Here is a 15,439-nt window from a genome sequence, read left to right as displayed (position 1 = left end):
CATCGACGATGCGGTGCGCCCGCCTCTAGTTCACCGGAGCACGACGGACAGGAATGGTTAGGGCATGGTTGCGTTGCCAACAGAGTTCAATGGAATGTCATCAAGGCTGCTGTAGACCGGAAGCCCCCGCCTCCGAAAACGCTGCACCTCGGCATCAGCCCCGGCCGATGGGCCACCGACCCGCAAGCATGCATCGCAACGCTCGGCCAAGGCCAATGACACTGGCATCATGATTTCGTCATAAGCCGTCTCTCCGGCAACGGCGATGATCGGCAAGGCGGCATTCACGCCAATTACTGGAATATGCCCCCGGCGAAAGACTTGAAGAGCCGCCTCATTCAGAACGGTAAGATTTGCAGCGCGCTTCAGGGTATCGGCACCGTCGGTACTGTACGGACCGGCAACCATGATCAGCATATTTTCCTCATTCCACCGGTGGCGGCGGTACGGCGGACAGCGCCAACTGGCTCGCCAGCACGGCGGCCTGGGTGCGGGTCAGCACGCCCAGCTTGCGCAGGATCGTGGTGACATGCGCCTTCACCGTCGTCTCGGCGACGTTCATCTCATAGGCGATCTGCTTGTTCAGCTTGCCTTCGGCAATGCCGGCCAGGACGCGGAGCTGCTGGGGCGTCAGGGTGGCGGCGCGCTGGGCCGGGTCGGGGGCTTCGGTTTCGGGGCCGCCGTTGATCTCCGGCAGCCACAGCTCGCCGTCCAGCACGGCGTGGATCGCCTCGACGATCTGGGTGTTCGGCGCCGACTTGGGCACGAAGCCGGAGGCGCCATAGTCGATGGAGCGTTGGATCGTCACCGGATCCTCCGATGCCGACACCACGATCACCGGGATCGCCGGATGTTCGGACCGCAGCATCATCAGGCCGATCAGGCCGCTCATGCCGGGCATGTGCAGATCCAGCAGGATGATGTCCGGCGGCTCCCCGGTGTCCAGCAGCGGCTTGATCTGTTCGAACCGCGACGCTTCCAGAATCACGGCGCCGGCAATCGCCTGACCAATGGTCTGGGTCAAGGCGGTACGCATCAGCGGGTGGTCGTCGGCAATCAGGATGCGGTGCGACATTGATTTTCCGAGAATGGAATTTCCGGACAAGGATGGTCCGGGTTTAAAACGGTTCCACCAGTATCCCCTTGCAGCCGCCCGTTGACAACTGCGCCCAATGCCGCGCGTCGACGTTTCCGGAGGATTTCCCCTCATCCGTCCGCGGACGGAATCGCACCGGCGCTGGTGCGTTCGTGGATGGCCTGACGGCGGAAGCGGTACAGCTCGGCCGGCCGGCCGCCGGTCTGGCTTTCATACTGGCCGGTGGGCTCCACGAAGCCGCCGCTGATCATCAGGCGGCGGAAATTCTGCTTGTGGACCCGCTCGCCCGACAGCGCCTCCACCACCAGCTGGAGCTGGTGCAGGGTGAAGGTCGGCGGCAGCAGCTCGAACACGATGGGGCGGTAGCGCAGCTTGCCGCGCAGCCGCTCCAGCGCGGTCGCCAGGATGCGCCGGCCATCGCGCGCCATCGGCCGGCCGAGCGCGCGCGGCATCGGCCCGCCGGTCGACACCGACGGGTCGACCCGGGCGGCGAGGTCGCGGTCGCGGAAGGACTCAACCACCAGCCCGGCCTCGTAGAGCAGTTCGAACCGCTCCAGCACGCGTTCCATGTCCCAGTCGGCACCGTCCAGGCCGAAGGCCATCTGGGCACGCTCGGCCCGGCGCAGCCGGGTCTCCTCGTCGGGCGCCGAGGCGATCCAGCCGCCGAGCGCCGGGGCGATGACTCCATCCAGCAGCGGCGGGCGCTGGTCGCGCCAGTCCTCCCATGGGAAATGGTCGTAGAGGTCGCGCCATTCGGCCGAGCCGCCGCCGCCCAGGGGGCCGTCCCTGACCAGCGCCAGATAGCCGACCACGACCGAGCGCGGACCGCCGAACAGCTCGTGCGGGTCGCGGTAACGGTCGCCGAAGGTGTAGAGCTGCTCGACATAACGGAGCGCCAGACCTGACAACCCCTCCGCCACCGCGCGGACGCCTTCCTGCAGAGTGCGGAAACGCTCAGGCTCGAAGGGCGCGCCGGGGAGAGCGTCGCGATGCGGCAACGGCTCGTCGCCGCGCCGGTGGTTGTCCGGCACGGTGAATCCGCTGCGCACCGTCACGACGCGCGGAGTCCCGCCGGTCACCGCCACGATGGCGACCGACAGGCCCAGTTGAAGCGATTGGGTCACGGTGCGCCCCTCTCCTTTCGACGAGGGGACGTCCGATGATGTGGGATCAACGCTTGTCCAAGGAGACGAAGGGACGGGCAGCGTGGCCGGTGAAGAGCTGGCGGGGACGGCCGATCTTCTGGGCCGGATCCTCGATCATCTCCTTCCACTGGCTGATCCAGCCGACGGTGCGGGCGAGAGCGAACAGCACGGTGAACATGCTGGTCGGGAAGCCCATCGCCTTCAGGATGATGCCCGAGTAGAAATCGACGTTCGGATAGAGCTTCTTCTCGATGAAGTATTCGTCCGACAGGGCGATCCTCTCCAGCTCCATCGCGATGGCCAGATGCGGCTCGTCCTTGATGCCCAGCCGGTCAAGAACCTGATAGCAGGTCTCGCGCATGATCTTGGCGCGCGGATCGTAGTTCTTGTAGACGCGGTGGCCGAAGCCCATCAGGCGGAAGCTGTCGTTCTTGTCCTTGGCGCGGCGGACGAACTCGGGGATGTTCTCCACCGAGCCGATCTGCTCCAGCATCTTCAGCACGGCCTCGTTGGCGCCGCCATGGGCCGGGCCCCACAGGGCCGCGATGCCCGACGCGATGCAGGCGAACGGGTTGGCGTGCGACGAGCCGGCCAAGCGGACGGTGGAGGTCGAGGCGTTCTGCTCGTGGTCGGCATGCAGGATGAAGATCTTGTCCATCGCTTCCGACAGGACCGGATCGACCTTCCATTCCTCGCACGGCGTGCCGAACGTCATGTAGAGGAAGTTCTCCGCGTAGGACAGGTCGTTGCGCGGATACATGAACGGCTCGCCGACCGTGTATTTGTGCGCCATCGCGGCCATGGTCGGCATCTTGGCGATCAGGCGGTGCGCGGCGATCTTGCGCTGCACCGGATCGAAGATGTCGGTGGAGTCGTGATAGAAGGCCGACAGGGCGCCGACGACGCCGCACATGATCGCCATCGGGTGGGCGTCGCGGCGGAAGCCGCTGTAGAACTTGGCCAATTGCTCGTGCACCATCGTGTGGTAGGTGATGGTGCGCTCGAAATCGGCCTTCTGCTGCGGGTCGGGCAGTTCGCCGTTCAGCAGCAGGTGGCAGACCTCAAGAAAATCGCAATTCTCGGCAAGGTCGGCGATGGCATAGCCGCGGTGCAGCAGGATGCCCTCGTCGCCATCGATGTAGGTGATGGCCGAATCGCAGGCGGCGGTGGAGGTGAAGCCGGGATCGTACGTGAAATAGCCGGTTTCGGCGTAGAGCTTGCGAATGTCGATCACGTTGGGACCGGTGGACCCGCCGAGCAGCGGCAGCTTCAGAGTCTTGCCGGTGGCGTCGTCGGTCAGCGTGACGGTGCCGACCTGGGTCACATCGCCATGCGGCGTGTGCTTGCTCGCTTCCATGACCTTTTCACACTCCTTGCTGGCCGGCTGGGCGGCGGCTCGCGGCCTCCGCTGCCGGACCTTGGTGGTTGGCCCGACTTTGGCACGCATTGGGACTGCGCGCTTCGACACCCTGCGGGGTGCCACGCCGTCTTCTCCCGGTCCCCTTGGACGGGGACGTCTTCCTTCAACCCTCCGAAGGATAGGCCGGACGCGGAACACGCACCCGTCCTGGTCGTTGACTCCTCCGGAAGATTGTAGAGGCAGAAGATAGCAGAGGACATCATGACCGACACGCCTCAAACGCGCACCCCCTCCGAAGGAATGCCCCAGCCGAAGAAATCCGATGCGAAATCCGGCGCGGACACCCATGACCAGACCCCGGCCGGCGAGCGCTCCCCGCGCGAGGACATGACGAAGACGCCGGGCGACGGCACGCTGCAGGACGCCACCCCGGCCGGATTGTCGTCGAAGGAGCTGCGGGAACGGGCGGAGGACACCGACGGCTCGACCCAGCCCGGCACCGGCTGACGCCGGCCACGGACGGTCCCGGCGCACCGGCTTCAGCCCGGCGGTCTCACGCCACTGGCCGCGGCACGCCGGTGCGCTCGCGCAAGCTCCGCTCCAACCGGGCGGCCTCGCGCAACAGGACCGGCAGAAGCCGGGCCGCCTGATCCCTGTCGTCGTTGCGGCAGAGAACCTCCATGCGCCAGGCGATGTGCATGACCGCCATGCCGCCGAAGCTGCCGGCGAGACTGGACAGGTCGTGCGCCTCCTGGGCCAGCGCGCGCAGGTCGACGGTGCCGGCCGACATGGCATCATCCATCGCCGACAGCCGCTCCAGCCGGTGCGAGACATCCTCAAGGAAGCTGTCGACGATCAGCGCCAGACTGTCGGCGCCCACCGTTTCCACCAGATCGTCCAGCACCTCCCCATCCAGCGCCTCGCCATCCCCGCCGCTGCCATCATCATTCCCGGCGGCGCTGCCCCGATCGCTCCCAATGCCTGCCTCCGCCGCAACGGCCGGCGGCTCCGCCGTGCCGATCCAGCGATCCAGCGCGGACAGCAGGCCGGCGCGGCTGATCGGCTTGGTCAGATAGTCGCTCATGCCTGCACGCAGACACAGTTCGCGCGTTCCGGGCATGGCATCGGCGGTCAGGGCGATGATGGGCAGGCCGGCCAGCGCGCCGCCGCGTGCGCGGATCGCCTGGGCGGCTTCCAGCCCGTCCATTCCCGGCATCTGCACATCCATCAGCACCAGATCGATGCCGCCGCGGCAGGCCGCCGCCACCGCCTGCCCGCCGTCCTCCGCCACCTCCACCGTGTAGCCCAGCCGGCGCAGCAGGGTGGTGGCGAACAGCTGGTTGGTGCGGTTGTCCTCCGCCAGCAGGATACGGCCGCGGCGGGGCGGGTCCTCCACCTTCGCTTCGGCCGAAGGAGCGGCAGATGCGGCGGGAGACGCGGCGGCCAACAGCCCGGTCAGGCAGGCGGCCAGCGAACTCTGGCGCAGCGGACGGTTCAGGGTCGCATGGGCCAGACCGGGCGCCGGCCCGCTTTCGCCGCGCACCGCCGGCCCCAGCGTGACGATCAGCACGCGCCGCGTCCCGATCAGTGCCGGGTCGCCGGCAACCGTCGCCAGCAGCACGTCGCCGCCCATGCCGGGCATGGTCTGGTCGGCCAGCACCACGTCGAAGGGATGGCCGCCGGCCGCCCGGCGCCGCAACGCCTCCAGCGCGTCGGCCCCGTTTTCCACACAGGTCGGCCGGGCGCCCAGGCTGTCGAGCATCGAGGCCAGCACCCTGCGGTTCACCGCCAGATCGTCCACCACCAGCACGCTGCGACCGGCCAGCAGCTGTTCGGCCGGCGGCAACGCCTCTTCCGACAGGGCCAGCGGCAGGTCGACAAGGAAACGGCTGCCGATGCCAAGGCTGCTTTCCACCGCGATGCTGCCGCCCATCAGTTCCGACAACTGGCGGCAGATTGCCAGCCCAAGGCCGGTGCCGCCGAACTTGCGGGTGATCGAGCCGTCCACCTGCTGGAACTTGTTGAACAGGGTCGGCATCGCCTCGGCGGGGATGCCGATGCCGGTATCCGTCACGGTGATGCGCATCACCAGATGGGCGTCGGTGACGTCCAGCACTTCCAATTCCACCGCGACGGAGCCTTGATCGGTGAATTTCACCGCATTGCCGACCAGATTGACCAGAATTTGCCGGATGCGGGTCGGATCGCCCAGCAGGGTACGGCGCAGCAGCGGATCGATGTAGAAGCCGATCTCGATCCCCTTCTCGTGCGCGCGAGGCGTCAGCAGTTCCACCACCCCTTCCACCAGATCGGCGGCGTCGAAGGGCAGCGTTTCGATGGTGACGCGGCCGGCCTCCAGCTTGGAGATGTCGAGGATGTCGTTGATGATGGTCAGCAGTGCATTGGACGAGCTGCGGATGGCCTGGGCGAACTGGCGCTGCTCGTCGGTCAGCGGTGTGTCGAACAGCAGCTCCGTCATGCCCTGGATGCCGTTCATCGGCGTGCGGATCTCGTGGCTCATCGCCGCCAGGAATTCCGATTTCGCCTGGGTCGCCGCCTCGGCACGGGCGCGCAGGGCGTCGGCCTCCTCGCGGGCGGCGTCGAGCCCTTCGGCCAGCGCGCACATGTCGGCGGCCTGGCACTGCAACTCCGCCTCGAAGCGCTTGCGCTCGGTGATGTCGGTGCGGGTGCAGACCAGCGAGCCGTTGCTGGTCCGGTTCTCCGCCACCACGATCCAGCGGCCGTCGGGCAGTTCCCGCTCGAACGGCGCACTGGGGTTGCGGTGCTGGGCCAGTTCGGCCTGGATCCAGGTTTCATCGTTCGGCCCGTCCGGATTGCCGGCGAACTCGCCGTTCGCCACGGCGGCGCGCAGAATATCTTCGAACGGGCGGCCGGGAACCATCAGCGGCGCCGTCAGCGGATGGGCTTCGCGATAGCGCTCGTTGCACAGAATCAGCCGGTCGTCGGCATCGAAATAGGCCAACCCCTCCGGCACCGCTTCGATCGCATCGTCCAGCGTCTGCTTGGCGAGCCTCAGCTCCTCTTCCGTCAGCTTGTCGCGCGAGATGTCGGTATGGGCGCCGACCATGCGCACGACGCGCCCCTCGGCGTCGCGGATGTGGATGGCGCGGCTGAGGATGTAGACGGTGTGGCCCTGCTTGTGGCGGAAGCGCTGCACCGCCTCGAATTTCGGGATCAGCCCGGCATTGTAGGCGCGGACCATCTCCAGCGCGGCGATCCGGTCCTCCTCGAAGATCAGGCCGGCCCACATGTCCAGGCTGTTTGCCAGTTCGCAGTCGCGGTAGCCGAGCTGCTCCTTCCAGGTGGGGGAGAACCGAATCCCGCCGCTTTCCAGATTCCAATCCCAGATGCCGTCCCGCGTCGCCTGGACGGTGAGGTCGAGAAGCTCGCGGTTCGACCGCAGTTCCGCCTCCTCCCGCTTGGCCTCGGTGATGTCCTGGACGACACCGAGCAGGCCGACCGGCCGGCCATCGTCGCCGCATTCGGCCATGCCGCGGACGAAGACATGGCGCAGCGAACCGTCGGGCCGGATGACGCGCGCCTCGATCGAAAACCCCTCGCCGGTCTTCCGTGCGCGCTCGACCAGATCGGCCAGAGGCTTGCGGTCGTCGGGGTGGTAGCAGGCGCGCGACAGCTCGACGGTCGGCTGTTGCTGCTGCGGCGGCAGGCCCAGGATGCGATAGACCTCGTCGGACCAGCGGCGGGCATCGGTGACGAAGTCGATGTACCAGTGGCCGAACTGGCCGATCTCCTCGGCGAGATTCAGCAGGCGCGACCGGTCGCGCAGCTCAGCTTCCGCCCGCTCGCGCCGGGTAACCTCGCGGCGCAGCGTCATCTCGTCCACCACCAGCCGGGCGAGCTGGGCCAGCGTCTCCGCCTCGCGGGCATCGAAGCTGTCACGGGGCCTGTCGTCGATGACGCACAGCGTCCCCAGCTTCCGCCCGTCCGCCACCAATGGCGCACCGGCATAGAAGCGGATGTGGGGGTCGCCGGTGACCAGCGGATTTCCGGCGAACCGCCGGTCCTTGGTCGCGTCGGGCACCACCAGCACGCCGTCGTCCAGAATGGCATGGGCGCAGAAGGCGAAGTCGCGGTGGGTTTCCGTCGCCTCCAGCCCGGCGCGGCTCTTGAACCACTGGCGGTCGCGGTCGATCAGCGACACCAGCGCGATGCGGGTCCGGAAGAAATGTTGGGCCAGCCGGGTGATGTTGTCGAACCCCGGCTCGGGCGGCGTATCGAGGATGCAGTAGGAGTGCAGAACCGCCAGCCGGCCGCCCTCATCGGGCGGCAGGGCCGCCGGCACCGGCCCCCCGACCGGATCCGCACTCACGCAGCCGTCTCCCCGGCGCTGCGGCCGTCGGCGATACGCCACTGCTGGAGCTTGCGGTAGATGGTGGAGGGGCTGATCTCCAGTATCAGCGCGGCGCGCGGTACATCGTCGCCGGTCAGCCGCAGCGCCTTCCGGATCATCTCCTTCTCGACCTGCCACAACGGCTGCACGGCGTCGTCCCCTTCCGGCAGGTCGGCGGGCGGCGAACCGCAGGCGGTGCAGGCGGCAGCGGAGCCATCCGGGCCGGCCATCGGCGGCAGCATGTCGAGGGTGACCTGCGGCCCGTCGTTCAGGACCACGACGTTGCGGATGACATTCTGCAATTGCCGCACATTGCCCGGCCAGTCATGGGCGCGCAGCCTCGCCTCCACCTCCGGCGTGAAGGCCGCCAGCGCCTTCCCCTCCTCCCGCGCATAGTCGGACAGGAAGGAGCGGGCGATCTCGATCACGTCGTCGCCGCGGTCGCGCAGCGGCGGCAGGGCCAGCGGGATGACGTGCAGGCGGTAGTAGAGATCCTCCCGGAAACGGGCGGCCTGCACCTCCGCCAGCGGATCGCGGTTGGTGGCGGCGACGAAGCGCACGTCCACCCGCTCCTCCCGGCCGCTGCCGACGGGGTTGACCGTGCCGGTCTGGACGAAGCGCAAAAGCTTGCTCTGCAAGTCGAATGGCATCTCGCAGATCTCGTCCAGGAACAGCGTGCCGCCGTCGGCCAGCAGCGCCGCACCCGGCCGGTCGCCGGACGCACCGGTGAAGGCGCCCTTCACATGGCCGAAGATCTCCGATTCCAACAGGTCCTTGGGAATCGCGGCACAGTTCAACGCGACGAAGGCACCGTCGCGCCTGGGGCTGGCGCGGTGGATGGCCTGGGCCGCCACCTCCTTGCCGGTTCCGCTTTCGCCGGTGATGAAGACGTTGGCCCGGCTGGCGGCCACGCTCTCGATTGTGCGGTAGACCGCCTGCATCTCGGGCGAGCTGCCGATGAAGCCATGGAAGCGCCCGCGGTCCAGATCCTTGCGGTATCCCTCCACCATGCGGGCCAGGGTCCGGCGCTCCAGCGCGTTGCGCAGGGTCAGGTTCAGCCGGTCGGCGTTGAAGGGCTTCACGATGAAATCGAAGGCGCCGAGCTTCATCGCCTCCACCGCCAGATCGATGGAGCCATGGGCGGTGATGATGACCACCGACACGCTTGCGTCGCGGGCATGCAGCGCCTGCAACACCTCCAGCCCGTCCATGTCCGGCAGCTTCAGGTCGAGGATCACCGCATCGGGCGGGGAGGCCGCCGCCGCGTCCAGCGCTTCGCCCCCGCGGGTGCAATGCACGACCTCGTGCGCATCGGCGCGCAGGAACTCGATGTAGAGCTTGGCGAGCGGGACCGTATCCTCGATCAGCAGGATCCGGCGCTTCTTGGAAGAGGACGAGGAAGTGGACAAGGAAGACAAGGGCGGCACTCGGGCAGAGTGGATAAGGCAAGTCCAGTCGGGCAGGCGGCGACACTGAGCGAAGCCACAGTGTAACCCGGCCAAGGGCTTGCCGCCAGTCAGGGCAATCCCACAGACACAGTGCCTTCGCCATGACGCCCCGCCGGGCAGAGATCCGGAGCGGTCCGGCTCCTCTACACCCCGCTGTCGATCAGGTCGGTCCGCCCGATCCGCCGCAGCGAGACCTGGACGCGGGCATTGTGCTCGCGGATCTCGCGCAGGGTCTGCAAGGTGAATTCCACATGGGCCTCCGCCGCCGCGCTCGCCGCCGCCGCGTCGCCGTCCAGCACCGCATTGGCGATGGCCAGATGCTGTTGCAGCAGCAACTCGCGCACGCCCGGCCGGGAATAGAGGTCGGTGCGGTTGTAGAACACGTCGTTGCGCAGCAGGTCCGACAGCGTCCGCATGATGTGCAACATGACGACGTTGTGCGCCGCCTCGTAGATCGCCAGATGCAGGTCGGCGTCCGAATCCGCCTCTTCGGAGCTGTCGTCCTTGCCATGGGCGGCCTGCATGCGGGCGACGATCTCGCGGATGCCGTCGCGGTCGAGATCGGTCGCCCGCTGGGCCGCCAAGCCGGCCGCCGCCGCCTCGATGGAACGGCGGAACTCCAGATAGTCGAAGGACGCGTCCGGCTTGTTGCGCATCAGCGTCATCAGCGGATCGGCGATCTGCGACAGGAAGCTGGCGACATGGGTGCCGCCGCGCCCGCTGACCAGCAGACCACGTTCCTCCAGCTTGGCGATGGCGTCGCGCAGCGACGGGCGCGACACATCCAGCTTCACCGCCAGTTCGCGTTCGGCAAGCAGCTTCTCCCCCGGACGCAGTGCGCCTTCCAGGATCAGCCGTTCCAGATGCTCGGCAATGGCGTCGGCCAGCTTGGCCGGTTTGATCGTCCCCTGCATTGGGTGGGCGGCCTCTCCCTGTACGTCCCGACCCTCTTCAATAGCGATGGACGGAACAGGCGTCCAGAGCGGCGGCGAACGGCAGGGTCGCACCCCCCTACCAAAGTTGGTCGGCTGACAAACGATTCAGCCATTGCACAGTCTGGTAAAATATTTTATCCAACACGCACCGTATGGATAAGAGATGTCCATCGCCGCCGGAATGGCAAGGGGTTTTCCCCAAACCGGCCGGGGCGGAAAGTGCATCCACAACGTACCGGGACAGGACGGACCAGCACCCGCAAGGGCGCATCCGCACCGCGAGCATCGGGGCCGCAAGACCCCGGCGGCGGTGAACGCCTCAGCTTTGCCGAACATCCGGCCTTCCTCCCGCGCCGTCCTCCAGGCGCGGGCAGGGTCGAGTGCGGCCAAAACAAGGCCAACCCTCTCTCGGGACACCGTTCGGACCGACATCACTCCCCGAGAAGGAGACCCCTGACGATGAGCTGGTCGCAAGTCTACGACCCGATGAACAACATCTGGCTGTCGACGCTGTTCGCGTCGCTGCCGGTCCTGGTGATGCTGGGCGGCCTCGGCATCTTCCACATGAAGGCGCACCGCGCGGCCTTGGCTGGCTTGGCGACCGCGCTGGCGGTGGCCGTCGCCGTGTTCGGCATGCCGGTGGCGATGGCGGGAAGAACCGCGCTGCTGGGTGCGGCTTACGGTCTGCTGCCGATCGGCTGGATCGTCGTCAACATCATCTTCCTCTATCACCTGACCGAGCAGCGCGGTCAGTTCAAGATCCTGCAGGAAAGCATCACCGGCATCACCAACGACCGCCGGCTCCAGCTCCTGCTGATCGCCTTCTGCTTCGGCGCCTTCTTCGAGGGTGCCGCCGGCTTCGGCACCCCGGTCGCCGTGACCGGCGCCATGCTGATCGGTCTGGGCTTCACCCCGCTGGCAGCCTCGGGCCTGTCGCTGATCGCCAACACCGCCCCGGTCGCCTACGGCGCGCTCGGCACGCCGGTGCTGGCGCTGGCGGCGGTCACCGGCCTGCCGCTGCTGGACCTGTCGGCGATGATCGGTCGGCAGCTGCCCTTCTTCTCGGTCCTGGTGCCCTTCTGGCTGATCGTCGCCTTCGCTGGCTGGCGCGGCATGATCCAGATCTGGCCCGCCATCCTGGTCGCCGGCGTGTCCTTCGCCGTGCCGCAATATCTGGTGTCGAACTACCACGGCCCCTGGCTGGTGGACGTCGCCGCCGCCATCGTCTCGCTGGTCTCGGTCACCCTGTTCCTGAAGGTCTGGCACCCGAAGGCGATCTGGCACACCGCCGGCGGGGCGTCCGCGCTCACGCAGGGTGTCGGCGCCGCCGTGGTCCAGGGCGAGGCGCGCCGCAGCCACGGCTACAGCGCCGCCGAAGTCCGCCGCGCCTGGATGCCCTGGGCGATCCTCAGCGTGCTGGTCTTCCTGTGGGGCATCCCGGAGGTCAAGGCGTTCCTCGACGGCGTGTCGATCTTCAAGTTCCCGATCGACGGCCTGCACAACATGGTGATGCGCGTCCCCCCGGTGGTGGCCAAGGCCCATCCGGAGGCCGCCGTCTTCACGCTGAACTGGCTGTCGGCTACCGGCACCGGCATCTTCATCGCCGCCGTCATCTCCGGCTTCCTGATGGGCTATTCGCCGGTCGAGATGGTGAAGACCTATGGCCGCACCCTCTACGCCATCCGCAACTCGCTGCTGACCATCTCGGCGATGCTGGCGCTCGGCTACACCACCCGCTACTCGGGCCTCGACACCACGCTGGGCCTCGCCTTCGCCAACTCCGGCTTCCTCTACCCGTTCTTCGGCACCTTTCTGGGCTGGCTCGGCGTGGCGCTGACCGGGTCGGACACGGCATCCAACGTTCTGTTCGGCAGCCTGCAAAAGGTGTCGTCGGAACAGCTCGGCCTGCCGCCGACGCTGATGGCCGCCGCCAACAGCTCCGGCGGCGTGATGGGCAAGATGATCGATGCCCAGAGCATCGTCGTCGCCGCCGTCGCTACCAAGTGGCATGGACATGAGGGCAAGATCCTGCGCTTCGTCATCTGGCACTCGCTGGCGCTGACCGCGCTGGTCGGCCTGCTGGTGATGGCGCAGGCCTATCTCTGGCCCTTCACCGCCATGGTCATCGGCCGCTAAGCGGCCTGTGGTGATCGGCCGCTCAGCGGCCGATCCCTCCACTTCCACGTCCTCCTCCCCCAAGCAGGAGCCGCCGCCAATGCTGCCCGCCCCTTACGACCGTGTGCTGGCCGAGCTTCAGCCCGTCATCCCGCAGGCAAGGCTGGTCACCGATCCGCTGCGCACGCTGGCCTACGGCACCGACGCCAGCTTCTACCGGCTGATCCCGAAGATCGTGGCGCTGGTGGAAACGGAGGAGGAGGTGGTGCGGCTGCTGCGCATCACCCGCGGGCACGGCGTGCCGGTGACCTTCCGCGCCGCCGGCACCAGCCTGTCGGGCCAAGCGGTCAGCGACAGCGTGCTGGTGGTGCTGGGGGACGGCTGGCGGGGCTGCACCATCGGCCCGGCCGCAGCCACCGTCACCCTGCAACCCGGCGTGATCGGGGCGGAGGCGAACCGCCGCCTCGCCCCGCTGGGCCGCAAGATCGGCCCCGATCCGGCTTCCATCGCCACGGCGAAGATCGGCGGCATCGCCGCCAACAACGCCAGCGGCATGTGCTGCGGCACCGCGCAGAACAGCTACCGCACGTTGGAGTCGATGCGGCTGGTGCTGGCCGACGGCACGGTGCTGGACACCGCGGATGCGGCCAGCCGCCGTGACTTCCAGCGAAGCAATGGCGGGTTGCTCGACCGGCTGGCGGCGCTGGGATCCCGCACCCGCGCCGACGAGGCGCTGGCGACCCGCATCCGCGACAAGTTCCGCATCAAGAACACTACCGGCTACAGTCTGAACGCCCTGGTGGATTACGAGGACCCGGTCGACATCCTCCAGCACCTGATGATCGGGTCGGAAGGCACGCTGGGCTTTATCTCCGCCATCACGCTGCGCACCGTGCCGGAGCATCCGCACAAGGCCAGCGCGCTGCTGTTCTTCCCCAACATCGCCGAGGCCTGCCGCGCGGTGGCCCTGCTGAAGGCCGCCCCGGTCGACGCCGCCGAGCTGATGGACCGCGCCTCGCTCCGCTCCATCCAGGACAAGCCGGGCATGCCGCCGCAGATCCGCGGCTTCGGCCCCGAGGTGGCGGCCGTGCTGGTGGAGACCCGCGCCGAGAGCGCCGCGGCGCTGGACTCCAACGTGGCGGAGATCGCCGCGGTGCTGGCCGGCTACGTCACCATCGGCGATACGAGCTTCACCACCGACGCCAAGGCCTGCGAAGGCTTCTGGAAGATCCGCAAGGGCCTGTTCCCGGCGGTCGGCGCCATCCGCCAGACCGGCACCACCGTCATCATCGAGGACGTCGCCTTCCCCCTGCCCCGGCTGGCCGAGGCGACGCGCGAGCTGCAGGCGCTGTTCGAGCGCCACGGCTACCGCGAGGCGATCATCTTCGGCCACGCGCTGGAAGGAAACCTGCACTTCGTCTTCACCCAGGCCTTCGACACCCAGGCGGAGATCGACCGCTACCGCCGCTTCATGGACGATGTCGCGGAACTGGTGGTGACCCGTTACGACGGCTCGCTGAAGGCGGAGCACGGCACCGGCCGCAACATGGCTCCCTTCGTCGAGATGGAATGGGGTCCGCAGGCCTATGGGCTGATGAAGGAGATCAAGGATCTCTTCGACCCCGACGGGCTGCTGAATCCGGGCGTCATCCTGAACGGCGACCCGCAGGCCCACCTGAAAAACCTCAAGCCGCTGCCGCCGGCCGACCCGCTGGTCGACACCTGCATCGAGTGCGGGTTCTGCGAACCGACCTGCCCGTCCCACCGCCTCACCCTGTCGCCGCGCCAGCGCATCGTCGGCCGGCGCGAGATGGCGCGGCTGGAGACCGCCGGTGACGATGCCGGGCGTCTGGCCGAGATCGGCGCCGCCTACGATTACCAGGGCATCGACACCTGCGCCGCCTGCGGCCTGTGCGCCACCGCCTGCCCGGTGGGGATCGAGACCGGGCTTCTGATCAAGTCCATGCGCGGCGAGCGCCGTGGCGCCGTGGCCCGCAAGGCGGGCGCGCTGGTCGCCGACCATATGGAAGGGACGCTGGGCCTCGCCCGCACCGGCCTGCGTCTGGCCGATCTTGCCCGCCGCACGCTCGGGCATGGCGTGGCCGAAGCCGCGGCCCGCGTGCTGACCGGCGGAGGACTGCCCTCGCTGCCGCGCAGCCTGCCGACCGCCGCGACCTTCTCGCCAAAGGCGGAGGCGATCACCGACGACGACGTGCCGACGGTGGTCTATGCCCCCAGCTGCGTCAGCCGGACCATGGGCCCGGCCGTCGGCGATCCGCAGCAGCGCCCGCTGCCCGAGGTCGTCGAATCGGTGATGCGCAAGGCCGGCTTCCGCATCCTCTATCCGGAAGCGGCTGACGGCCAGTGCTGCGGCATGCCGCTGGAAAGCAAGGGGCTGATCGAGGCCGCCGACGCCAAGGCCGACGCCATGCTGGCGGCGCTGTCGAAGGCGAGCCGGGGCGGCCTCTACCCGGTGGTGATGGACACCAGCCCCTGCGCCCTGCGGCTGAAGAAGCGGCTGACCGACGCGGGGCTGCGCATCCTCGACGTGGCGGAGTTCCTCGGCGAGTTCGCCCTGCCCCGCCTGGACATCGCGAAGACGGCCGAGCCGGTGATGCTGCACCTGACCTGCTCCACCCGCCGGATGGGCCTGGACGGCGCCTTGACCGCGGTGGCGAAGGCCTGCGCCGAGACGGTGGTGGTGCCGCCCGATGTCGGCTGCTGCGGCTTCGCCGGCGACAAGGGCTTCACCACGCCGGAACTGAACGCCCATGCGCTCCGCCACCTGCCGGCCACGGTGCCGGAGGGTTGCGCGTCCGGCTACTCCACCAGCCGCACTTGCGAGATCGGCCTGTCCGACAAGGCGGGCGTGCCCTACCGCTCCATCGTCTATCTGGTCGACGCCTGCGCGACGGCGAAGGTGGAGGAGAAGGCGAGGGTGGCCGAACCGGCCTTCTGAACGACGCCC

At 68.2% G+C, this 15,439-nt stretch carries 10 protein-coding genes; 3 read left to right on the top strand and 7 right to left on the bottom strand.

Going from position 1 to position 15,439, the window contains the following annotated elements:
• Positions 1 to 57: 57 nt before the first annotated feature.
• The 4 genes from ACWPN8_RS01030 to gltA form a co-directional block, all read right to left on the bottom strand.
• Positions 58 to 417, bottom strand: coding sequence for a DUF4406 domain-containing protein (locus tag ACWPN8_RS01030; protein ID WP_109096263.1), 360 nt, complete (start codon positions 415 to 417; stop codon positions 58 to 60).
• Positions 418 to 424: 7 nt separating this feature from the next.
• Positions 425 to 1,075, bottom strand: coding sequence for a response regulator (locus ACWPN8_RS01025; RefSeq protein ID WP_109051712.1), 651 nt, complete (start codon positions 1,073 to 1,075; stop codon positions 425 to 427).
• Between the two features lie 131 nt (positions 1,076 to 1,206).
• Positions 1,207 to 2,220, bottom strand: a complete 1,014-nt coding sequence (locus tag ACWPN8_RS01020) for an NUDIX hydrolase (protein WP_109096264.1) — start codon at positions 2,218 to 2,220, stop codon at positions 1,207 to 1,209.
• Positions 2,221 to 2,266: 46 nt separating this feature from the next.
• Entirely contained in the window at positions 2,267 to 3,598 is a 1,332-nt protein-coding gene (gene gltA / locus ACWPN8_RS01015) for a citrate synthase (RefSeq protein WP_492239610.1), read from the bottom strand.
• Positions 3,599 to 3,862: 264 nt separating this feature from the next.
• Between gltA and ACWPN8_RS01010 the strand changes: the two genes are divergently transcribed.
• Complete coding sequence (locus ACWPN8_RS01010; protein ID WP_109447340.1) at positions 3,863 to 4,108, top strand: hypothetical protein; 246 nt, start codon at positions 3,863 to 3,865, stop codon at positions 4,106 to 4,108.
• 46 nt (positions 4,109 to 4,154) lie between these two features.
• On the opposite strand, the gene ACWPN8_RS01005 is transcribed toward ACWPN8_RS01010, so the two are convergent.
• From ACWPN8_RS01005 to ACWPN8_RS00995, 3 genes are all read right to left on the bottom strand, one after another.
• Entirely contained in the window at positions 4,155 to 7,952 is a 3,798-nt protein-coding gene (locus ACWPN8_RS01005) for a response regulator (RefSeq protein WP_492239609.1), read from the bottom strand.
• Positions 7,949 to 9,382, bottom strand: coding sequence for a sigma-54-dependent transcriptional regulator (locus ACWPN8_RS01000; RefSeq protein ID WP_492239763.1), 1,434 nt, complete (start codon positions 9,380 to 9,382; stop codon positions 7,949 to 7,951). Before ACWPN8_RS01000 ends, ACWPN8_RS01005 begins: the two co-directional genes overlap by 4 nt.
• A gap of 182 nt (positions 9,383 to 9,564) precedes the next feature.
• Positions 9,565 to 10,335 (bottom strand): FCD domain-containing protein, encoded by a 771-nt coding sequence (locus ACWPN8_RS00995; protein WP_109447331.1) that lies wholly within the window; start codon positions 10,333 to 10,335, stop codon positions 9,565 to 9,567.
• Positions 10,336 to 10,815: 480 nt separating this feature from the next.
• Between ACWPN8_RS00995 and ACWPN8_RS00990 the strand changes: the two genes are divergently transcribed.
• Positions 10,816 to 12,492: an L-lactate permease gene (locus tag ACWPN8_RS00990; RefSeq protein WP_492239608.1), complete on the top strand. Its 1,677-nt coding sequence runs from the start codon at positions 10,816 to 10,818 to the stop codon at positions 12,490 to 12,492.
• Between the two features lie 79 nt (positions 12,493 to 12,571).
• Complete coding sequence (locus ACWPN8_RS00985; RefSeq protein WP_492239607.1) at positions 12,572 to 15,430, top strand: FAD-binding and (Fe-S)-binding domain-containing protein; 2,859 nt, start codon at positions 12,572 to 12,574, stop codon at positions 15,428 to 15,430.
• The last annotated feature ends 9 nt before the right edge of the window (positions 15,431 to 15,439 follow it).

Source organism: Azospirillum sp. UENF 112521 (assembly GCF_058780665.1).
Note: the sequence above shows the minus strand (reverse complement) of the source record. Positions and strands in the feature narration are given on the sequence as shown.